17 protein-coding genes are annotated in these 19894 nt (G+C 74.4%); 7 read left to right on the top strand and 10 right to left on the bottom strand.

The window, feature by feature from the left end:
• Positions 1 to 33: 33 nt before the first annotated feature.
• Complete coding sequence (locus IH45_RS0127105; protein ID WP_030673810.1) at positions 34 to 999, top strand: aldo/keto reductase; 966 nt, start codon at positions 34 to 36, stop codon at positions 997 to 999.
• Between the two features lie 121 nt (positions 1000 to 1120).
• Complete coding sequence (locus IH45_RS0127110; protein ID WP_030673812.1) at positions 1121 to 1798, top strand: uracil-DNA glycosylase; 678 nt, start codon at positions 1121 to 1123, stop codon at positions 1796 to 1798.
• 60 nt (positions 1799 to 1858) lie between these two features.
• Here IH45_RS0127110 and IH45_RS0127115 read toward each other — a convergent pair whose 3' ends face one another.
• Positions 1859 to 2362, bottom strand: coding sequence for a hypothetical protein (locus tag IH45_RS0127115; RefSeq protein WP_030673815.1), 504 nt, complete (start codon positions 2360 to 2362; stop codon positions 1859 to 1861).
• A gap of 77 nt (positions 2363 to 2439) precedes the next feature.
• Entirely contained in the window at positions 2440 to 3075 is a 636-nt protein-coding gene (locus tag IH45_RS0127120) for a TetR/AcrR family transcriptional regulator (RefSeq protein WP_030673817.1), read from the bottom strand.
• Positions 3076 to 3208: 133 nt separating this feature from the next.
• Between IH45_RS0127120 and IH45_RS0127125 the strand changes: the two genes are divergently transcribed.
• Together IH45_RS0127125 and IH45_RS1000000150185 are read left to right on the top strand one after the other, a co-directional pair.
• Positions 3209 to 4453 (top strand): FAD-dependent monooxygenase, encoded by a 1245-nt coding sequence (locus tag IH45_RS0127125; protein ID WP_030673818.1) that lies wholly within the window; start codon positions 3209 to 3211, stop codon positions 4451 to 4453.
• Positions 4454 to 4498: 45 nt separating this feature from the next.
• Complete coding sequence (locus tag IH45_RS1000000150185; RefSeq protein WP_030673820.1) at positions 4499 to 5404, top strand: Gfo/Idh/MocA family protein; 906 nt, start codon at positions 4499 to 4501, stop codon at positions 5402 to 5404.
• Positions 5405 to 5415: 11 nt separating this feature from the next.
• On the opposite strand, the gene lnt is transcribed toward IH45_RS1000000150185, so the two are convergent.
• The 4 genes from lnt to IH45_RS0127150 form a co-directional block, all read right to left on the bottom strand.
• Positions 5416 to 6999 (bottom strand): apolipoprotein N-acyltransferase, encoded by a 1584-nt coding sequence (gene lnt / locus IH45_RS0127135; RefSeq protein WP_050515209.1) that lies wholly within the window; start codon positions 6997 to 6999, stop codon positions 5416 to 5418.
• 81 nt (positions 7000 to 7080) lie between these two features.
• Complete coding sequence (locus IH45_RS0127140; RefSeq protein WP_030673825.1) at positions 7081 to 7578, bottom strand: nuclear transport factor 2 family protein; 498 nt, start codon at positions 7576 to 7578, stop codon at positions 7081 to 7083.
• Between the two features lie 98 nt (positions 7579 to 7676).
• Positions 7677 to 9593, bottom strand: a complete 1917-nt coding sequence (locus IH45_RS0127145) for an ABC transporter ATP-binding protein (protein WP_030673828.1) — start codon at positions 9591 to 9593, stop codon at positions 7677 to 7679.
• 144 nt (positions 9594 to 9737) lie between these two features.
• On the bottom strand, positions 9738 to 11819 hold the full coding sequence (locus IH45_RS0127150; protein ID WP_078897800.1) for a heavy metal translocating P-type ATPase: 2082 nt from the start codon (positions 11817 to 11819) through the stop codon (positions 9738 to 9740).
• Between the two features lie 95 nt (positions 11820 to 11914).
• Between IH45_RS0127150 and IH45_RS0127155 the strand changes: the two genes are divergently transcribed.
• Positions 11915 to 12394 carry an ArsR/SmtB family transcription factor gene (locus IH45_RS0127155; protein WP_234440693.1) on the top strand — a complete coding sequence of 160 codons (480 nt, stop codon included), beginning with the start codon at positions 11915 to 11917 and terminating at the stop codon, positions 12392 to 12394.
• A gap of 36 nt (positions 12395 to 12430) precedes the next feature.
• Here IH45_RS0127155 and IH45_RS0127160 read toward each other — a convergent pair whose 3' ends face one another.
• Positions 12431 to 13786, bottom strand: a complete 1356-nt coding sequence (locus IH45_RS0127160) for an NAD(P)/FAD-dependent oxidoreductase (protein WP_030673836.1) — start codon at positions 13784 to 13786, stop codon at positions 12431 to 12433.
• A gap of 142 nt (positions 13787 to 13928) precedes the next feature.
• The gene (locus IH45_RS0127165) at positions 13929 to 14477 is read right to left on the bottom strand and encodes a GNAT family N-acetyltransferase (protein WP_030673839.1); all 549 of its coding nucleotides are present in this window, start codon (positions 14475 to 14477) and stop codon (positions 13929 to 13931) included.
• Between the two features lie 120 nt (positions 14478 to 14597).
• Here IH45_RS0127165 and IH45_RS0127170 point away from each other — a divergent pair, with 120 nt between their 5' ends.
• Positions 14598 to 15923: an arsenic transporter gene (locus IH45_RS0127170; protein WP_030673843.1), complete on the top strand. Its 1326-nt coding sequence runs from the start codon at positions 14598 to 14600 to the stop codon at positions 15921 to 15923.
• Between the two features lie 15 nt (positions 15924 to 15938).
• Here the strand turns inward: IH45_RS0127170 and IH45_RS0127175 are convergent, their stop codons facing one another.
• The gene (locus IH45_RS0127175) at positions 15939 to 17621 is read right to left on the bottom strand and encodes a GAF domain-containing protein (RefSeq protein WP_030673845.1); all 1683 of its coding nucleotides are present in this window, start codon (positions 17619 to 17621) and stop codon (positions 15939 to 15941) included.
• A 687-nt stretch (positions 17622 to 18308) separates the two neighbouring features.
• Here IH45_RS0127175 and IH45_RS0127180 point away from each other — a divergent pair.
• Positions 18309 to 18788: an STAS domain-containing protein gene (locus IH45_RS0127180; RefSeq protein ID WP_063763059.1), complete on the top strand. Its 480-nt coding sequence runs from the start codon at positions 18309 to 18311 to the stop codon at positions 18786 to 18788.
• A gap of 70 nt (positions 18789 to 18858) precedes the next feature.
• Here the strand turns inward: IH45_RS0127180 and IH45_RS0127185 are convergent, their stop codons facing one another.
• Positions 18859 to 19347, bottom strand: a complete 489-nt coding sequence (locus IH45_RS0127185) for a glutathione peroxidase (RefSeq protein ID WP_030673849.1) — start codon at positions 19345 to 19347, stop codon at positions 18859 to 18861.
• Between the last annotated feature and the right edge of the window lie 547 nt (positions 19348 to 19894).

A 19894-nucleotide genomic window follows, 5' to 3' on the forward strand; every position in this document is an offset into this window, starting at 1 on the left:
ATGCCCTCTGTGAATCCGTGAAGGAGACCCACCATGCGCTACCGCACTCTCGGCGGCGACCGGGGACCCCGGGTCAGCGCCCTGTGCCTGGGCACCCTGCCGTTCGGCACCACCGTCGACGAGGAGACGTCGTACGCCGTGCTCGACCGTTTCGCCGAGGCGGGCGGCACCTTCCTGGACACCGCCAACAACTACGCCTGCTGGGTGCCGGGCGCGACCGGCGACGAGAGCGAGCTGTTGCTGGGGCGCTGGCTGCGCAGCCGGGGCGCCAGGGACCGTACGGTGCTGGCGACCAAGGTCGGCGCGCGCCCCGACCCGTCCCGCGGCCCAGAGTGGCCCGCCAATCTGGAGGGGCTGGGCGAGAAGACCGTACGGGACGGGATCGAGGGCAGCCTGCGACGGCTCGGCACGGACCGGGTGGACCTGTATTACGCGCACATCGAGGACCGGGACGTGCCGCTGGAGGAGACCGTCGGGGCGCTGGCGGGCCTGGTGCGGGACGGCTCGGTGGGGGTGCTCGGGGCCAGCAACCACGCCACGTGGCGGCTCGCCGAGGCCCGCCGCATCGCCGAGGCGCAGGGCCTGCCCGGCTACCGCGCCGTACAGCAGCGGCACACCTACCTGCGGCCGCGGCCCGACGCGGATTCCGGGCTCCAGCGGGAGACGGACGAGGAACTGCTCGATTACGCCGAGGCGCACGACGACCTGACGCTGCTGGGATACTCGACGCTGATGCACGGCGGGTACGCGCGGCCGGAGCAGCCGCTGCTGGACCGGTACGACCACCCCGGTTCGGTGGCGCGTCTGCGGGTCCTCCGCGAGGTCGCCGCGGAGGCCGGGGCCACCGTGAACCAGGTGGTGCTGGCCTGGCTGATGGGCGGCCGGGTGCCGGTCGTCCCGGTCCTCGGTGTGAGTTCGGTGGCCCAGCTGGACGAGAGTCTGGCGGCGCTGGACCTGCGACTGGACGCGGCGCAGCGGGCGCGGCTCGACACGGCGTGAGCGGGCGCGGGGCGGGCGGAGGCCCGGGCGGGCCCGGCCGGTGGACGGGCGTGCGGCGCTGTCAGTGGTCGCCGGTAAGTTCGTAGCCGAGAACGGAACGCACACCGGAGGTTGCTCAGTGATGACCGACATGCTGCCCGAGTCCTGGCGCGGCGTCCTCGGCGAGGAGTTGGAGAAGCCCTACTTCAAGGAGCTCACCGAGTTCGTCGAGCAGGAGCGGGCGAACGGGCCGGTCTACCCGCCCCGCGAGGAGGTCTTCGCGGCCCTCGACGCCACCCCGTACGACCAGGTGAAGGTGCTGATCCTGGGGCAGGACCCGTACCACGGAGAGGGGCAGGGCCACGGGCTGTGCTTCTCCGTGCGGCCCGGTGTGAAGACGCCGCCGTCGCTGCGCAACATCTACAAGGAGATGAAGGAGGAGCTGGGCCACCCGGTCCCGGACAACGGCTATCTGATGCCCTGGGCCCGGCAGGGCGTGCTGCTGCTGAACGCGGTGCTCACGGTGCGGGCGGGCGAGGCCAACTCGCACAAGGGCAAGGGCTGGGAGAAGTTCACCGACGCGGTGATAAAGGCGGTGGCCTCCCGGCCGGACCCGGCGGTGTTCGTGCTCTGGGGGAACTACGCGAAGAAGAAGCTGCCGCTGATCGACACCGAGCGGCACGCGGTCGTGGAGGGCGCCCACCCGTCCCCGCTGTCCGCGAAGAAGTTCTTCGGCTCCCAGCCCTTCACCCGGATAAACGAGGCGGTCGCCGCGCAGGGGCACACCCCGATCGACTGGCGTATCCCCGACCTGGGCTGAGCCGGGGCCGCGGCGTTCGGCGCCGACGGGGGCGGCCCGACCGCGCGGGCGCCCCGGCGCTCAGCCTCCGTACACGCGGCGGCAGACCTCGTCGGCGCGGTCGTCGCCCTGCCAGCGGCCGTACTCCCGGGCCAGCGCGCACAGGCCGGGGGCCGGGGCGATCGGGCGGCGGTCCTCGGCGCGTTGCCATGGAGAGCCGAAGCGGTGGCCTCCGTGGCCGGACCCGTGCTCCGGGCCGCCCCGTCCGTCCCGGCCCGCGCCCTTGCCCTTCCCCGCCCCCTTCCGCGCGGACTCCGGCTGCGGCTGCTTCGTCCGCTGTACGCCGGAGGCCGGGGGACCGGCCGGTGCGGAGCGCCGGGCGGCCGGGCCGGGCGGCGGCGCTCCCGAACCCTCACGGCGCGGGGACTGGGTGACCTCCGGGCCGATGGGCTCCACGGACGGGGCGGGCGCCGCGGGGCGGGGCCGGAGGCTTTCGGGGGCCGGGCGGTGGGCGACGGTGACACATCCGGTGGCGACCGCGGCCGTCGTCACGGCGAGGGCCGCCGCTGCGGGAATACGGAACACCGGCCAACTCTGCCGATGACAGCCCCTTTTGTGAAGGCCCCGTGGGAGTGATCGATCCGAGCGGCGTTGACACCGGATCAGCCGCGGCCGAGCAGGCCGGCGAGCAATTCCTCGATACCGGTACGCAGTTCCCGCCGGGTCGGCGGCGTCGCGTGGAACTGTCCGGCGATGCAGGAGAAGAGCATGCCGTCACACCAGGCGAGGACGTTCAGCGCGTGCCGCTCGGGCGCGGTGGACCCGGCCGCCGTCAGCATCGCCACCAGCGGCTCGCGGAACCGCTGCCCGGCCCGGTCGTAGAAGACGCGCAGCTCGGGGCGCCGGGTGGCCTCCAGGGCCAGTTCGTACCGGGCGACGGCCAGGTCCCGGTGGCGGGTCAGCGAACGGTGCAGGCCGAGGGAGAGGGCGTCGGCGAGCGCCGCGGGGCCGCTGCCCGCCGCGTCCGGCGTCTCCTGGGGCGTGAGGACGGCCGCTTCCCGTTCGGCCAGCCGCCGTACCGCCGTTTCCAGCAGGGCCGCGCGGGTGCGCGCGAGGTTCGAGGTGGACCCCTGCGGCAGCCCGGCGGCCTCGTCCACGGCCCGGTGGGTGAGCCCGCGCAGCCCGCGCTCGGCGAGCAGGGACAGGGCGGCGTCGGCGATGCGGTCGTGGCGGGGCGTGGTCGCGTCGGACGTGGCCTTGCTGGTCGCGGCCTTGCCGGGGGTGGCACTTCGGGTCATGCAGGTGAGCCTACCGCTGCGACTACACGTGTAGTAATGTCGTGCCGACAGGCAACTACAGGTGTAGTCCGAGTGTCCGGTGGCAGGTCCGCCGAGGCGTCCGGTCCCACCGCTCGGTGCCACGGGAGGACTCATGCGGCAGCGCACAGCGATCGTCATCGGCGGCGGGATCGGCGGCCTCACCGCCGCCGTCGCCCTGCACCGGCAGGGGTGGGAGATCACCGTCCTGGAACGGGCCGCCGCGCTCGAACCCGTCGGGGCCGGTATCGCGCTGGCCGCCAACGCCCAGCGCGCGCTGGACACCATCGGCGCGGGAGACGCCGTACGCGCCATGGCCGTCCCGCAGATCAGGGGCGAGCTCCGGACTCCGCGCGGTCGCCGGCTGGCCCGTACGGACAACGCCGCGGTCGTACGGCGCTTCGGCGGCCCCGTCGTGGTCGCCCACCGCGCGGAGCTGATCGCCCTGCTCGCCGGGCGGCTGCCCGAAGGGGCCGTACGGACCGGCGCGCCCGCCGAAGTGGCCGACCCGGGCGACCCCGCGCGCCCGGACCGCCCGGCCCGCGTCCGCCTCCTGGACCCGGCCGAAACCGCCCGCACACCCCACCTGACCGCCGACCTCGTCATAGCCGCCGACGGCATCCACTCCGCCACCCGCCGCTCCCTCTTCCCCGGACACCCGGAGCCCCGCTACGCCGGGTTCACCAGTTGGCGCCTCGTCGTCCCGGCGCTCCGCCGTCCGTACGCCGCGCACGAGACGTGGGGGCCCGGCGGGGTGTGGGGGAGCGTGGCGCTGCACGACGGGCGGGTCTACGCCTATGCCACCGCGGCCGTGCCGCCCGGGGGCCGTGCGCCCGACGACGAACGGTCCGAGCTGCTGCGCCGGTTCGGCGGCTGGCACCAGCCCGTCCCCGAGATCCTGGCGGCCGCCGACCCGGCCGCCGTCCTGCGCAACGACGTCCGTACGGCGGCCCGGCCGCTGCCCGCCTGCCACCGCGGCCGGGTGGCTCTGCTCGGCGACGCCGTGCACCCGATGACGCCCAACCTCGGCCAGGGCGGCTGCCAGGCCATCGAGGACGCGATCGTGCTGGCACACCGCGTCGCGTCGGACCGGACCCTGGCGGCGGCCCTCGACGCGTACTCGCGGGAGCGGCTGCCGCGGACGACGGAGGTCGTGCGCCGGTCGGAGCGCATCGGCCGTCTCACCACCTGGCGGTCCGCGCCCGCCGTCCTGCTGCGCCAGGCCGCCGTGGCCTGCACCGCGCGGTTCGCCCCGGACCTCGCGCTGCGCTCGCTCGACGGCATCGCCGACTGGCGGCCCCCGGGCGGCACGTATGCTTCCGGGGCGCCCGGCGCACGCCCGGCGCACCCGGCGCGCTGACCAGCGCGTCACCGGAAACGGCGGCACAACCCCAGGGAGCCCTTCGTGAAGGTCGGCTGCATCGGACTCGGCGACATCGCACAGAAGGCGTACCTGCCGGTGCTCGGCGCGCAGCCCGGTGTCGAGCTGCACCTCCAGACCCGTACGCCGGCCACCCTGGAGCGGGTCGCCGCGACCTGCCGCCTGCCCGCCGACCGGTGCCACACCGATCTGGACGGGCTGCTCGCCGCCGGTCTGGACGCGGCGTTCGTGCACGCGCCCACCACCGCGCACCCGGAGATCGTCACCCGCCTCGTCGAGGCCGGGGTGCCGACGTACGTGGACAAGCCGATTGCCTACGACCTGGCCGACACCGAGCGCATCGTGCGGCTCGCCGAGGAGCGCCGCGTCAGCCTGGCGGTCGGCTTCAACCGCCGCTACGCGCCGGGGTACGCGCAGTGCCTGGAGCACCCGCGCGACCTGATCCTCATGCAGAAGAACCGGGTCGGCCTCCCGGAGGGCCCCCGGACGCTGGTCCTGGACGACTTCATCCACGTGGTCGACACGCTGCGGTTCCTGGCGCCCGGCACCGTCGAGCACGTGGACGTCCGGGCGAAGATCCGCGACGGCCTGATGCACCACGTGGTGTTGCACCTCTCCGGCGCCGGCTTCAGCGCCATCGGCAGCATGAACCGGCTCAGCGGTTCCGCGGAGGAGATCCTCGACGTGTCCGGCCAGGACACCAAGCGCCAGGTCGTCAACCTCGCCGAAATCATCGACCACAAGGGACAGCCGAGCGTGCGGCGGCGCGGCGACTGGGTACCGGTGGCCCGGCAGCGCGGCATCGAGCAGATCGTGCTGGCCTTTCTGGACGACGTGCGGGCGGGCCGGTTCGTGCCGGCCGAGGACGCGCTGCGTACGCACGAGCTGTGCGAGCGGGTGATCGAGGAGGCGCTGGCGCAGGCCGGGTGAGGCGACGGGCCTCACGGTTTCCGCTCCGCTGCCCCGCGTGCGCCTCGGCGTGACCGCAACGCCCGCGCCCCCGCCGTCACCGCGTACGCCCCGAGCGCCAGCATCGCGCCGTACAGGGCCCAGTCGCCGAAGCGCACGTACGGGCTGGTGCCCTCGGCCAGCGGGATGTCGTACACGGCCGCCGCACCTCGCTCGGTGCCGAGGCGGCCGCCCACCGGCTCGCCCCGCGGCCCGTACACCGCGCTCACCCCGGTCAGCGTGGCGTGCGCCATCGGCCGCCAGGTCTCGGCGGCCCGCAGCGCGGCCAGCGAGGCGTGCTGGGCGGGCGCCCAGCTGTCCTGGAAGGTCGAGGTGGAGGACTGGGCGACCAGCAACTGCGCGCCATCGTGCGCCAGTTGACGGCTCATGTCCGGGAACGCCGACTCGAAGCAAACCAGCGGCCCCACGCGCAGCCCGCCCGCCGAGCCGACCGGCATCAGCACCTGCCGGGTGCCGCGCATCCGGTTCTGGTCGGCGGCCTTGCCGACGTGCGTCGCCCAGCCCAGCACGGAACGCAGCGGGATGTACTCGCCGAACGGAACCAGGCGCATCTTGTCGTAGCGGTGGCCGGTCGCGCCCTGCGGGCCGACCAGGACGGAACTCTTGTAGATGCCGGGCCGGTCGGCGCGCCGCCCGTCGACGTTCACCAGGAGGTCGGCGCCCACGTCCCGGGAAAGCGCGGCGAGCCGGGCCGACATGGCCGGATTGCGGGTCAGGTCGCGGTTGACGCTGCTCTCTCCCCAGACCACCAGCTGGACGCCGCGCCCGGCCAGCGAGCGGGTCAGCTCATCGCCGCGGGCTATCCGCGGGTCCGCGCCCACGATCTCGCCCGGCTGGACGAGGCCGACGCGGACCGTGCCGGCCGGCCGCGGCACCGGCGCCCACAGCCAGGCCGCGGTGCTGCCGACAGCGCAGATGAGGAGGCCCGCCACCGCCGGTACGCGGGCCCGCCGCACCGCGACGAGCAGGGCGAGCGCGGCGTTCACCGACACGATGAGCAGGCTCAGCAGCCACACCCCGCCGAGCGAGGCGAGCCGCAGCGCGGGCGGCACCTGCCACTGGCTGGCGCCCAGCAGCCCCCAGGGCCCGCCCAAGTACTCCCAGGACCTGACCAGTTCGACCATCAGCCAGCCGGACGGTACGAGGACGAGGGACGCGGCGCACCGGGCCGCGCCCGGGCTGCCGTGCAGCAGCGCCCGTACGAGCAGGCCCCAGGGCGCCCACAACAGGCCGAGCAGTGCGGCCAGCACGAGGATGAACACGTGCAGGCTCGGCAGCAGCCAGTGGTGGACGGCCAGCATGAAGCCCGCGCCGCCGAGCCAGCCGTCCAGGGCCGCGCGGCGGTTCGTCCGGGCCGAGCGCGCCAGCAGGATCCACGGGACGAGGGCGGCGTAGGCCAGCCACCACAGGGCGGGCGCCGGGAACGCGAGCGCGGGCAGCGCTCCGGCCACGACCGCGGCGGCGCCGCGTGTCCAGGGCGACGTGAGCCCGCGGTGCCGCTCTTCGCGGACGCGTCCCCGGCCCGTTTCCCTCCGGCCGTCGGCCGACACCTGCATGCCGTCTCCTCCTTCGGAGCCCTCCGTCGGATCGCAGCACCCAGTGTGCGCGCGTCGGCCGATCATGGACAGCAGGGCCCGTCAGGCGTGCGCCGGAAGCAGTTGGCGCCACTTCTCGTGGACGACGACCTCGGTCAGCAGCCATCCGTCGGCGGCGCGGCGGGCGGCGAAGACATAGCGGCCGGCGCAGGTGTAGTTCGGGGCGGCCGACGCGCCGGCGGACGGGCCGGGCGGGGTGCCGTGCGGGTCCGCGAGGTGCATCGGGTTCAGGTAGTCGGCCTGCACGGTGGCGGTGTCGCCGGGCGCGCCGCCGTCGCGCAGCTCGATGCCGATCCGCCGGTTGACGATCAGGTGCTGGCGTACGGGGAAGCGCCGCATCATTTCGGCGAGCCAGTCCGCGACCGCGTCGGCGCTGCCCGCGATGCCGCCCGCCGAGCGGTAGTCGACGTGCGCCCCGGGGGCGAACAGGGCCCGGTAGGCGGCCCAGTCGCCGTCGTCCACGGCGATCGCGTAGCCGGTGACCAGGTCGTCGATGGCGAGGCGGTCCATGACAGTGGTGTGTTCCACGCGCTGGGTCATCGCCTCAGTGTTCGGCATGCGCGGGGCGGCGCCAAGGGGACGGGAGGCACGGCCGCGGGCCCCAGCCGTCGGCGGGGGCCCGCGGGCGGTGCGGCCGGTCAGCGCGCCGCGGTCGGTTCCGTCGCCGTGCGGTCGGCGCGTTCCCCGGAGGTCTCCGCCTGCTCGAACTGCGTGCGGTACAGCTCCTCGTACCGTCCGCCCGCCGCGAGCAGCGCGTCGTGCGTGCCGCGTTCGACGATCCGCCCGTCCTCGACCACCAGGATCAGGTCGGCGGCCCGTACGGTCGACAGCCGGTGGGCGATCACCACGGACGTACGGCCCTCCAGCGCCTCGGTCAGCGCTTCCTGCACCGCCGCCTCGGAGGTGTTGTCCAGATGGGCGGTGGCCTCGTCGAGGATCACCACGCGCGGCCGGGCCAGCAGCAGGCGGGCGATGGTCAGCCGCTGCCGTTCACCGCCCGAGAGCCGGTAGCCGCGCTCGCCGACCACCGTGTCCAGGCCGTCCGGCAGCGAGGCGATCAGGCCGTCCAGACGGGCGCGGCGCAGCGCGTCCCACAGCTCGTCCTCGCCGGCCCCGGGCCGGGCCAGCCGCAGGTTCTCGCGGATGGTGTCGTGGAAGAGGTGGCCGTCCTGGGTCACCATGCCGAGGGTGTCGCGGATCGAGTCGGCCGTCAGATCGCGTACGTCCACGCCGCCGACCCGTACCGCGCCGGCGTCCACGTCGTACAGCCGCGGCAGCAGCTGCGCGATGGTCGACTTGCCGGCGCCCGAGGAGCCGACCAGGGCGACCATGTGGCCCGGTTCCGCGCGGAAGGAGAGACCGTGCAGCACCTCGGCGCCGCCCCGGGTGTCCAGGGACGCCACCTCTTCGAGGGAGGCCAGGGAGACCTTGTCGGCGGACGGGTAGCCGAAGCGCACGGAGTCGAACTCCACCGCGACCGGTCCCTCCGGCACCGCGCGGGCGTCCGGCTTCTCCTCGATCAGCGGCTTGAGGTCCAGCACCTCGAAGACCCGCTCGAAGCTGACCAGCGCGCTCATCACCTCGGTGTGCGCGCCGGACAGCGCCGTCAGCGGCGCGTACAGGCGGGTCAGCAGCAGGGCCAGCGACACGATGGAGCCCGCTTCGAGGTGGCCGCGCAGTGCCAGGAAGCCGCCGAGGCCGTAGACGACGGCCAGCGCGAGGGCGGAGACGAGGGTGAGCGCGGTGACGAAGTACGTCTGGACCATGGCCGTGCGCACCCCGATGTCGCGCACCCGCCGCGCCCGTGCGGCGAACTCCGCCGACTCGTGCGCCGGACGGCCGAACAGCTTGATGAGGGTGGCGCCGGGCGCGGAGAACCGCTCGGTCATCCGGGTGCCCATCGCGGCGTTGTGGTCGGCCGCCTCCCGCCGCAGCCCGGCCAGCCGGCGGCCGACCCGGCGCGCGGGCAGGACGAACACCGGCAGCAGCACCAGCGCGATCAGCGTGATCTGCCACGACAGGCTCAGCATCACCACGAGCGTCAGCAGCAGCGTCACGATGTTGCCGACCACGCTGGACAGCGTGTCGCTGAACGCCCGCTGCGCGCCGATCACATCGTTGTTGAGGCGGCTGACCAGCGCTCCCGTGCGGGTACGGGTGAAGAAGGCGACCGGCATCCGCTGCACGTGGTCGTAGACGGTGGTCCGCAGGTCGAGGATCAGGCCCTCGCCGAGGCCCGCCGACAGCCGGCGGGCCAGCAGGCCCAGACCCGCCTCCGCCACCGCGATGGCGGCGATCAGCCCGGCGAGCTTGAGGACGGTGCCGGCCGCCGCGCCGCCCACGATGCCGTCGACCACCCGGCCCGCGAGCACCGGCGTGACCACCGCGAGCGCCGCGGTCACCGTGCTCAGCACCAGGAACCAGGCCAGCGCGCGGCGGTGCGGCCGGGCGAAGGCGACGATGCGCCGCAGCGTCGCGCGGGAGAACGGGCGCCGGTCGCGCTGCGCGTTCAAGGTGCTGTGCAGCGAATGCCAGGCGGTGACTTCCATGTCCATCGCGGTCCTCCGGGGCGGCGTGGTCGGCATGGGTGAGGTGCGCGGGCCGTGCTGCCCGGCGACATGCCAGAAGCTATGACCTCAACCAATGTTGAGGTCAAGGGATTCCCTTGTCGGCGCGCCGGGGCGGGGCATACGGGCCCCTCAGGTGGCCGCCGCCCGCCGCCAGGCAGCGGCGCGCAACAGCCGTAGCCCGTTGAGGCCGACCAGGACCGTCGAGCCCTCGTGGCCGAGTACGCCCAGCGGCAGTGGCAGGTGTCCGGCCAGGTCCCAGGTGACCAGCACGCCGATGCACACGGACGCGATGACCAGGTTCTGGACCACCAGCCGTCGCGCCCGTCGCGAGAGCGCGACGACGGTGGGCACCGCCCCGGTCTCGTCGCGCACCACCACCGCGTCGGCCGTCTCCAGGGCCAGGTCGGAGCCCACCCGGCCCATCGCGACGCCGCTGTGCGCGGCTGCCAGCGCGGGCGCGTCGTTCACGCCGTCGCCGACCACCAGCACCTTCGCGCCGCCGTCCTGCCAGGCGCGGACCGCGGCCACCTTGTCCTGCGGCAGCAGTCCGGCCCGTACGTCCGTGATGCCGCACTCCTCGGCCGTACGGGCGGCGGCGCGGGCGTGGTCACCGGTCAGCAGCGTCACGCCGGTGCCGGTCAGGCGGTGCAGCCGGGCCACGGCCTCGGGAGCGCCGGGGCGCAGCCGGTCGGCGACGGCCAGTACGGCAACGGGCCGGGCGTCCACCAGTACCGCCACCGCGGTGTGACCGGCGGCCCCCACCTCCTCCGCGCCGGCGCGCGCCTCGCGCACCAGCTCCTCGGCGAGCCCGTCGGTGCTCCCGGGCGCTCCCGCGCTCAGCAGCGCCGCCGGACTGCCGACCTGTACGACGCGCCCCTCCACCACCGCGCGCACGCCCCGTCCCGGCATGGACAAGAACTCCCGCGCGCCGGACACCCGCAGGCCGCGGCCCCGCGCGGCGGCGACCACGGCGCGGGCCAGCGGATGTTCGCTGGGCAGCTCCGCCGCGGCGGCGTACGCGAGCGCCTGCCGCTCGTCCGCGCCGCCCAGCGCCCGCACCCCGGCGACCCGTGGCGCACCCTCGGTGAGCGTGCCGGTCTTGTCCATCGCCACCCGGGTGACCGCGCCCAGCCCCTCCATCGCCACGGCCGACTTGACCAGGACGCCGTGCCGCCCGGCGGTGGCGATCGCGGACAGCAGCGGCGGCATGGTGGCCAGCACGACCGCGCACGGCGACGCCACGATCATGAAGGTCATCGCCCGCAGCAGGGTCGCGGTGAAGTCCGCGCCGAAAAGGAGCGGCAGTGCGAACAGCGCCAGGGTCGCCAGCACCACCACGGCGGAGTAGCGCTGTTCCACCGTCTCGATGAAGACCTGGGTGGGCGCCTTGGTCCGGCCCGCCTCCTCGACCATCGCCACGATCCGGGCGATCGCTGACTCGGAGGCGTCCTTGGCGACCCGTACCCGCAGCGCGCCGGTGCCGTTCAGCGTCCCGGCGAACACCTCGTCGCCCGCGGCCTTGTCCACCGGCAGCGGCTCACCGGTGATGGTGGCCTGGTCCACCTCGCTCGCACCGTCCAGCACCGTGCCGTCGGCGGGCAGCCGCTCCCCGGGGCGTACGAGCACGGTCTCGCCCACCCGCAGCGCGGCGGCCTCGACGGTCTCCTCCCGGCCGCCGGCCGTCAGCCGTACGGCGGTGGAGGGCGCGAGGTCGAGCAGGCCGCGTACGGAGTCCTCGGTGCGCCGGGTGGCCAGGGCCTCCAGCGCGCCCGAGACCGCGAAGATCACGATCAGCAGGCCGCCGTCCAGGAACTGCCCGATGGCCGCCGCGCCGACCGCCGCCACGACCATCAGCAGATCGACGTCCAGGGTCCGTTCGCGCAGCGCCCGCAGGCCCGCGAGGCCGGGCTCCCAGCCGCCGGCCGCGTAACACACCGCGTACAGCGGCCCCCACGTCCAGGCCGGGGCGCCCATCAGGTCGAGGGGGAAGGCCGGCAGGAAGGCGAGCGCGGCGAGGGCGGCCCAGCGCACCTCGGGCAGGGCGAGGAGCCGGCCGCGGCGCGGGGGAGGGGGTGGCGCAGTGGCAGGGGCGGTGGCAGGGGCGGTCCGGGTGGGTGCGTCGGCCGGTGCGGAGGCGTCGGCCGGGGCGGGCGCGCCGGTCGGGGCTGCCGGTGACCGGTGCGTACGGCCGTGGCTGGATGTGGACGTCATGCGGTACCTCAGGGGCGGGAGGGGAGCGGGACCCGCACACCATAGCCGAACACATGAAGACGTCTTCAAGTATTGCCGAAGATACGATGAGGCGTATGGGACACGGAGTCGACGGCAGGACCACACCGGCAGCGCATCTGGACGCGGACGCCGCCGCGACCATCGCCGCCACCCTTCAGGCGCTGGCCACGCCGTCGCGGCTGATGATCCTCACCCGGCTGCGGCAGGGGCCCTGCCCGGTGGGTGAGCTGGCCGACGCGGTCGGCATGGAGCAGTCCGCGGTCTCCCACCAGCTGCGGCTGCTGCGGGCGCTGGGCCTGGTCACCGGCTCCCGCCGGGGCCGCCGGATCGTCTACAGCCTGTACGACACCCATGTCGCCCAGCTCCTCGACGAGGCCGTCTACCACATCGAGCACCTGCGGCTCGGCGCCCGCGACCTGCCCGACGCGGCGGAGGCGGGTGGGGAGGAAGAGCAACACGAGGCTGAAGGGGCCGAAGAGGTCGAAGAAGCCGCCGGGGCCGGAGCGGCCGCCCGGGCCCGGGCCGGAGCCGGGCCGAAGCCCCTCGGCCGCTGACCCGCACGGAAGCCCGCCCGGCGTACGCGCCCGCGTTCACCCCGCTCCGCGCGCCGCCAGCCGCTCCCGTACGTCCTCCTGCGACAGATACACATCGGTCCGCTCGAAGTCCCGCAGCGTCGCGGGCTTCTCGGCCTGGAAGCCGGTCCGTACGAAGTCGTCCCCGGCGGTGGCGTTGATCAGCCAGTTCGCGACGGTGCGGAACCTGGCGACACCGGTGCGCAGCGCCAGCAGGTGGTAGCCGCGCGCCGCCACCTGGGCGGGCAGCCCGGTCAGCTCGTACCCCAGCGGCTTGGACACCGCGTCGATGCCGCCGAGGTCCACGACCAGACCGAGATCCTTGTGCCGGTACGCCGTGCGCGGCGCCCCGCGCAGCCCGGCGATGATGTTGCGGGCGGCGTGCTTGCCCTGCCGCGCCGCGTGCTGCGCTGTGGGCGGGCAGACCGCGCCCCCGCCCTTCTCCAGGTCCGGTACGGCCGCCGCGTCACCGCAGGCCAGCACGTCCGGCATGCCCGGTACGGTCAGGTCGGCGTCCACGACGAGCCGGCCGCGTACGGTCTCCGCGCCGAGCGTGCCGATGAGCGGGGACGCCGCCACACCCGCGGTCCAGATCAGCGTCCGGCACGGCAGCACCCGCCCGTCCGTGAACTCCACGATGTCTTCCGTGACCTGGGCGACCGACACGCCGAGCGACACCTCCGTGCCGCGCCGCCGCATCAGCTCCAGCGCCTTCTGCCCGAGCCGCTCGCCCAGTTCGGGCATCAGCTTCGGCGCGATGTCGATGAGGTGCCACTTGATCTGCGTCGGGTCCAGGCGCGGGTAGCGCTGCGCGGCCGCGCTGGTCAGCCGCTGGAGGTAGGCGACCGTCTCGGTGCCCGCGTACCCGCCGCCCACGACGACGAACTGGAGCCGCGCCGCCCGCTCCTCCGGGTCCGTCGAGGCCGCGGCGATGTCGAGCTGGGCGATGACGTGGTCCCGGATGTACGCGGCTTCGGCCAGCGTCTTCATGCCCCGCGCGTACTCCGTCAGCCCGGGGATGTCGAACGTGCGGGTGATGCTGCCCGGCGTCAGCACCAGGCGGTCGTAGCGCACGTCCGTGATCTCGCCCGTGATCAGCCGTACGACGCAGACCTTCGCCGCGGTGTCGATGCCGATCACCCCGCCGGGCACCAGGCGCGTCCGGCGCAGGATCCGCCGCAGGGAGGGGGCGATCGACTGCGGGGTGACCACGCCGGCGGCGACGTGCGGCAGCAGCGGCAGGTACAGCTCGTAGTTGTTGGGCGTGACGAGCACGATCTCGGCCGTCTCGGCGGACAGGCTGTGCTCCAGGCCCCGCGCGCACTCCACTCCGGCGAAGCCGCCGCCCACGATCAGGACTCTGGGTCGTTCCATGACGCGTCCTCGCCTCTGTCGGCAGCTGTGTCGGCTCCCGGCCACGCTCACACGCGGCGGCGCGGCCCGCCACCGCGCCCGCCGGGTGCTTCCTGCGACCGGGTGACAACCGGGGCGGGGACCGTCCGCGCCGCGTGCCGGGTCAGCGGCTGTCGCGGTGGGTGGGCCGGGGGCGCCCGGTGCGGGCGAAGTGCGGCAGGGAGATGCCGCCGCGGTGCGGGGCCGCGCCGGTGCCGGGCCGTACGAACAGGGTGACGGTGACGCCCTCGGTGAAGCCGTTGCGGCGCATCAGCGCGGCCGACGCGGTGTTGTTCACCTCCACGTCGGTGACCACGGACGAGGCGCCCGCCGCCGTCAGCGCCGCACAGCAGTCCTCGACCAGCCGGCCGGCCACCCCGCGCCCCTGGAACTCCGGGTCCACCGCGATCCACTCCAGGTACCCCCAGTCCTCGCGCTGTTCGAAGGTCATCGAGCCGAGCACGAACCCGGCGAGCCGCTCACCGGCCAGGGCGACCCGGCACGCGGGCACGGACGCGTCGAGGTGGGTGGCGACGGCGGTCAGCGACCAGCCGGTGTACGGCATGGCATCGGTGTCGTAGACGCGGGAACCCAGCTCCAGAACGGCCGGAAGGTGCTCGGGCCGCAGCGGTTGCAGGGTGATCGCGGGGTCGTGCGCGGCCGGGGTGGACATGGCCGGGACTCCTTCCGGAGAAGAGCGGGGCACGGGCGACAGGGCGCCTCCGAGGCAGTACGAATCAACCCTAAACGGGGCGATCCCGGGCCGTGGATCAAGCCCATGTAGTTTGCGGGGGTGAGCACCGCCGTCGCCGAGATCCTGTCCCTCCTGCTGCTGGTCTGCGTCCTGGTCTTCGCCGTACGGAGGCCGGGCGGCGCCCCCGAGGCGGTGGTGGCCGTCCCGGCGGCGGGCCTGCTCGTGGTGGCCGGTGCGGTGACGCCGGACGCCGCCTGGCAGCAGGTGCGTACGCTGCTGCCGGTCGTGGGTTTCCTGGCCGCCGTGCTGGTCCTGGCGCATCTGTGCGCGCGGGAAGGGCTCTTCGAGGCGGCCGGCGCGGCCCTGGCGCGGCGCTGTGCGGGACGGCCGCGGCTGCTGCTGGCCGGTGTCTTCGTACTCGCCGCCGCCGTCACCGCGGTCCTCAGCCTGGACGCGACGGTGGTGCTGCTGACACCGGTGATCGTGGCCACCGCCGCGCACGCCCGCGCCCGCGCCCGGCCCCACCTGTACGCCTGCGCCCACCTGGCGAACTCCGCCTCGCTGCTGCTGCCCGTCTCCAACCTCACCAACCTGCTGGCGCTCGGCGCGGCCGGACTGTCCTTTACCCGCTTCGCGGCCCTGATGGCCCTGCCGTGGGCCGTGGCGGTGGCCTTCGAGTACGTGGTGTTCCGGCGGTTCTTCGGCGCGGAGCTGCGGGAGGACGCCGGGGACGGGAGGGCACCGACGGCCGCGGGGGACCGGCGTACGGACGCGGACGGGCAGCCGCACGGGGGCGAAGGCGACGAGACCCCGGACCCGCCGCCGCTGCCCGTCTTCGCGCTGGTGGTCCTTTCGCTCACGCTCGCCGGGTTCGTGGTGACCTCGTTCGCCGGGCTGAACCCCGCCTGGGCGGCGCTGGCCGGCGTCCTGGTCCTCGGGACACGCGCGCTCGCGCGCCGGGAGACCACCGTGACCGGCGTCGTGGGGGCGGCCAAACCGTACTTCTGCCTCTTCGTGCTGGCCCTGGGCATCGTGGTGCAGGCGGTCGTGGACAACGGCCTGGGCGACGCCGTCGACCGGCTGCTGCCCGCCGGGGCCTCGCTGCCCGCGCTCCTCGGCGTGGCCGCGTTCGCCGCGCTGCTCGCCAACGTCATCAACAACCTGCCCGCGGTCCTGGCGCTGCTGCCGGTCGCGGCACACGGTGGCGCCGGCCCCGTACTCGCGGTGCTGATCGGCGTGAACCTCGGCCCGAACCTGACGTACGTCGGCTCGCTGGCCACGCTCCTGTGGCGGCGCACCCTCCAGGACCGCGGCAACGCGCCGGACGTCGGCACGTTCACCCGGCTCGGCCTGCTGACCGTACCGGCGGGGCTGGTCCTGTCGACGCTGGCGCTGTGGGGTGCGTTGCAGGTCATCGGTGTCTAGTACGGACCCCGCCCGCTACAACGGCGCCTCCCAGCCCACCGCCTCGCCCCCGTCCTCCGCCACGGTCAGCCGTACCCCCGCCCGCCCGTCACCGAGGACGGCCGTCGCGTCGACCACCACGTCGATACGGTCCAGTGTCGACGTGCCCCGCTGCTCGCACGCGTCCGTGAGCAGCGTCCGCAACTTCTCGACCAGCGCGTCGCCGCTCGCCTTGCCGACCCGCGCGTCCACCGGGCCCACGAACCGGACCGACGGCCGGACGCCCAGGCCGGGGGCCGCGGCACCGGCTTCCTGGAGGACGCGGGTGCGCAGCCCGGCGGGCGTGTCGGCCGGGCCCTGCTGCAGGGCGATGATCGCGGTGCGTATCTCCTGGATCGTCGCGTCCAGCTCGTCCACGGCCTTGTCCAGACCCTCCCGCACCTCGGGCACCACCGTCCTGCGCTGGGTGCCCTCCAGGAGCATCCCGGTCGCGAACAGCCGCTGTATGACGAGGTCATGCAGGTCGCGGGCGATGCGGTCGCGGTCCTCGTAGACGGCCAGCCGTTCCCGGTCGCGCTGCGCGTCCGCCAGGACGAGGGCGAGTGCGGCCTGCCCGGCGAACTGCGCCGCCAGGGTCCGTTCGGACGAGGTGAAGCGCCGCTCGCCGGGAGCCCGGCACAGCGCGAGTGCGCCCAGCACCTTCCCCCAGCCTCCGGCCGGGTGGGCCCCCGTCTCGCTGCGCAGCGGCAGCAGCATGGCCGGGCCGTAATGGCGGGCGAGCGGGGAGACCGAGCGCGGGTCGGTGGCGAAGTCGTCCGAGTGGACGGCCAGTCCGGCCCGTATCTGGTGGACGACCGGGCTCTCCGGCGGGATCACGCCCCGGTACGCCTCGTCGCGGGCCGGGTCCGGCAGGGCCGTGGCGAGCGCCGCGACCTCCATGCCGCCTCCGGAGTGCGGCAGCAGGACCGCCCCCGTCACCGCCTCGGCCAGCTCCCGGCCCCGCTCGGCGACGACCGCGAGCGCGTCCCCGGGTGCCGTACGGGAGGTGGGCCCGGCCAGCAGTGCGGTCGTGACGGACGCGGCGCCGTCGACCCAGCGGCGGCGCTGCCGGGCCGCCGCGTACAGCCGGGCGTTGCTCATGGCGATGCCCGCCTCGGTCGCCAGGACCCGCACCAGGTGCAGGTCCTCGGCGTCGAACTCCGCGCCGTCCCGTTTGTCCGCGAGGTAGAGGGTCCCGAACCGCTCGCCGTGGGCCCGGATGGGCACGCCGAGGAAGGAACGTATCGGCGGATGTCCGGGCGGCAGCGGCCCGCAGGTGCGCGGGTCCCGGGTGACATCGGCGATGCGGACGGCCTCGGTGCCGTGCAGCAGTGCGCCGATGATCCGGCTGCGCTCGGGGAGGCGGCCGATCCGGCGCTCGTCCTCGGCGGAGACACCGTGGGTGATCAGGTCGCACAGCGCGACGCCGTCCTCGTCGAGCAGGCCGACGGCGGCGTACCGGGCGGAGGTCAGGGCCGCGGCGGTGTCCGCGATGCGGCGCATCGCGGACGTCGGATCGAGGTCGGCGCCGACCGTCACCATGGCTTCGAGGAGCTGGGAGAGCCGGGGGAGGAGGCTGTCGGGGAGGTCGCGCAGACTCGGCGCGGTCCCTTCGGCGGGGTCCGGGGAGCCGGTCGCGCGGGGCGCGGCGGGGCCATGGCAGTGCGGATGGTGCGGCATCGGTCGCGCTTTCGCCCTGTCTCTCGCGTCTGTGCTCCGTCGGTACCGCACGCCACACTCCCAGGCCGGGTGCCGCACGCGCCGTACGGGGCCGGGGAACGGATGCGTGTCCGTAACGCTCCCCTGATGGCTGATTGACGAAATTAAGTCTAGTTCGCCCAAATGAGGGAACTTGCGACCGATTGGCCGGGCCGGGCACGCAGACGCTACCCAACGGGTGCGTAGGGAAAGGATAAGCGCTGGCCGGAAACAGCTCGGTCTTTCGGCCGACGCGCAGCGCCCCGACGAGCGCGGAACCGCCTCGTTCCGCCCCATCCGCCGCCGGGTCCGCCGCCGTCCCGCCCGGTGACCGGTGCACCGGTCCCATGCCGGGTGCCGTGACCGCCGTCACATGCGCGCGCTTCGGGGGCGCCATGTCCACCGCCCGCCCCCATGACGTGAGTTTGAGACAACTTCTTTACGTATGTGCCGTCCGGACTGACACCGGTGCCAGCGGGTAAGCCGTAGACACGTAAGGGCACAGCCGACGACCCGGACCCCGCCGGAGGCTTGCACCGCGCGGATGCCGAACGCCGACGGTGGTCTTCGCCGCCCGGGCCGCACCGGGCGAGTCCCCCAACTTCCGTACGTCTCCACCGCCAGCGTGCGACGGCAGCACGCGCCCGGGCACGGAGGTGGGGACAGGCAATGGTGGACCAGGGATGGAGCTTCACGAGCCGGGAGCGCGTGGTGGGCGCGACCACGGTGGTGGAACTGGGTGGAGAAGTGGACATCCTCGCGGCGGCCGCGCTGGGCATGCGACTCGACGAGATCACCGGCACCCGCCACCCCGATCTCGTGCTGGACGTGCGGGACGTGACGTTCATCGACTGCTGCGGCCTCTCGATGCTGTGCCGCACCCGGCGGCGTATACAGGCCAAGGCGGGCCGGCTGCGCCTGGCCGGGGTCGCCGAGAGCCCGAGCGTGCTGCGGCTGCTGCGGCTGACCGGCCTGCTGTCCACCTTCGACCTCTGCCTCGACCCGGGACCCGACCCGGTGTTCGGCCTCGCCGGCGAGGCCGGTGCCGAGCCCCGGACGGAGGACGGCTGCCCCTGCACCCGCCCGCACGCCGAGGGCCCCGGGCGCCCGGCCACGCCGGGCGCCCCCACGGACAGCGCCGTCGCCTGACGCTGCGTCAGGCGAGCCGGACCGGGCCCTGAGCACCCTCGGCCCGGCGCCGCCGCCCCGGCCGCGCCCCTCAGCGCGGCAGCGCCGCCTCGATCGCCTCCGTCAGCTCCGCCGCCTCCGGCTCGGTCCGGGGCCGGAACCGCCCCGCCACCGCACCGTCGGCGCCGATGAGGAACTTCTCGAAGTTCCACTGCACGTCACCGGCCTCACCCGCACTGTCGGCGGTGCGGGTGAGCTCCTCGTACAGGGGGTGCCGGTCCGGGCCGTTGACGTCCGTCTTCTCGAACAGCGGGAAGCTGACCCCGTACGTGGTCGAGCAGAACGTGGCGATCTCCTCGGCGCTGCCGGGCTCCTGCCCCGCGAACTGGTTGCTGGGGAAGCCCAGGACGCTGAAGCCGCGGTCGGCGTACTGCTGCTGGAGCCGCTCCAGGCCGGAGTACTGCGGCGTCAGGCCGCACCGGGACGCGACGTTGACCACCAGGAGGGCCTTGCCCCGGTGGTCGGCCAGCGAGGTGGGCTCGCCGTTCAGGGTGCGCAGGGGAATGTCGTACAGGCTCACGCTCGGGCTCCTCGTTACGGGACCGCGGTTGCGGACGTGCGGACGGACTTCTTGGCGAACAACATCATCCGGGTGGGTGTTCTTCCCGGCCGGTTGTCGGTTGCCGGTCGCCGGTCGCCGGTCCGACGCGCCGGACCGGCTGTCGGCCGCGCCGCCCCGTCGGCCGAACCGTTCCGCCCGAGCCGTTCCGCCCGGACCTGTCCAACTGGTTGTCCGGCACGCGGGGAATATCCCGGCTGTGAAATTCCTGTGCGCGCGCTATTCTCCTGCTGTGAGGGGCCGGTATCGGCCATGCTTCGTACCGTGTTTCGCGGGCGAGGCAGGCACGCGGATCGCCGGACAATCGCCGGACAACGGCAGGTGACGTGCGTGCGCGGGTGAACCGGCCGTACTGGCCGGAAGTTGACGCGCGAACGTAAGCGCAGGTCGTGACCGGTGGCCGCGGACGGCAGGACTTCGGGAGAAGCGTTCCTGCGCGGGGAGAATTCCTGATCCGGCCGGTCGCCGGATTCCTCCCGCGGGATTGACCGGAAAGGCCCTGGACGAA

Source organism: Streptomyces rimosus subsp. rimosus (genome assembly GCF_000720725.1).
Lineage (GTDB): Bacteria > Actinomycetota > Actinomycetes > Streptomycetales > Streptomycetaceae > Streptomyces > Streptomyces rimosus_A.

Excerpts from the sequence above, each read along its gene's own strand:
- IH45_RS0127105 (WP_030673810.1), top strand. The coding sequence starts at position 34 with ATGCGCTACCGCACTCTCGGCGGCGACCGGGGACCCCGGGTCAGCGCC.
- IH45_RS0127110 (WP_030673812.1), top strand. The coding sequence starts at position 1,121 with ATGACCGACATGCTGCCCGAGTCCTGGCGCGGCGTCCTCGGCGAGGAG.
- IH45_RS0127120 (WP_030673817.1), bottom strand. The coding sequence starts at position 3,075 with ATGACCCGAAGTGCCACCCCCGGCAAGGCCGCGACCAGCAAGGCCACG.
- IH45_RS0127125 (WP_030673818.1), top strand. The coding sequence starts at position 3,209 with ATGCGGCAGCGCACAGCGATCGTCATCGGCGGCGGGATCGGCGGCCTC.
- lnt (WP_050515209.1), bottom strand. The coding sequence starts at position 6,999 with ATGCAGGTGTCGGCCGACGGCCGGAGGGAAACGGGCCGGGGACGCGTC.
- IH45_RS0127140 (WP_030673825.1), bottom strand. The coding sequence starts at position 7,578 with ATGACCCAGCGCGTGGAACACACCACTGTCATGGACCGCCTCGCCATC.
- IH45_RS0127145 (WP_030673828.1), bottom strand. The coding sequence starts at position 9,593 with ATGGACATGGAAGTCACCGCCTGGCATTCGCTGCACAGCACCTTGAAC.
- IH45_RS0127150 (WP_078897800.1), bottom strand. The coding sequence starts at position 11,819 with ATGACGTCCACATCCAGCCACGGCCGTACGCACCGGTCACCGGCAGCC.
- IH45_RS0127155 (WP_234440693.1), top strand. The coding sequence starts at position 11,915 with ATGGGACACGGAGTCGACGGCAGGACCACACCGGCAGCGCATCTGGAC.
- IH45_RS0127160 (WP_030673836.1), bottom strand. The coding sequence starts at position 13,786 with ATGGAACGACCCAGAGTCCTGATCGTGGGCGGCGGCTTCGCCGGAGTG.
- IH45_RS0127165 (WP_030673839.1), bottom strand. The coding sequence starts at position 14,477 with ATGTCCACCCCGGCCGCGCACGACCCCGCGATCACCCTGCAACCGCTG.
- IH45_RS0127175 (WP_030673845.1), bottom strand. The coding sequence starts at position 17,621 with ATGCCGCACCATCCGCACTGCCATGGCCCCGCCGCGCCCCGCGCGACC.
- IH45_RS0127180 (WP_063763059.1), top strand. The coding sequence starts at position 18,309 with ATGGTGGACCAGGGATGGAGCTTCACGAGCCGGGAGCGCGTGGTGGGC.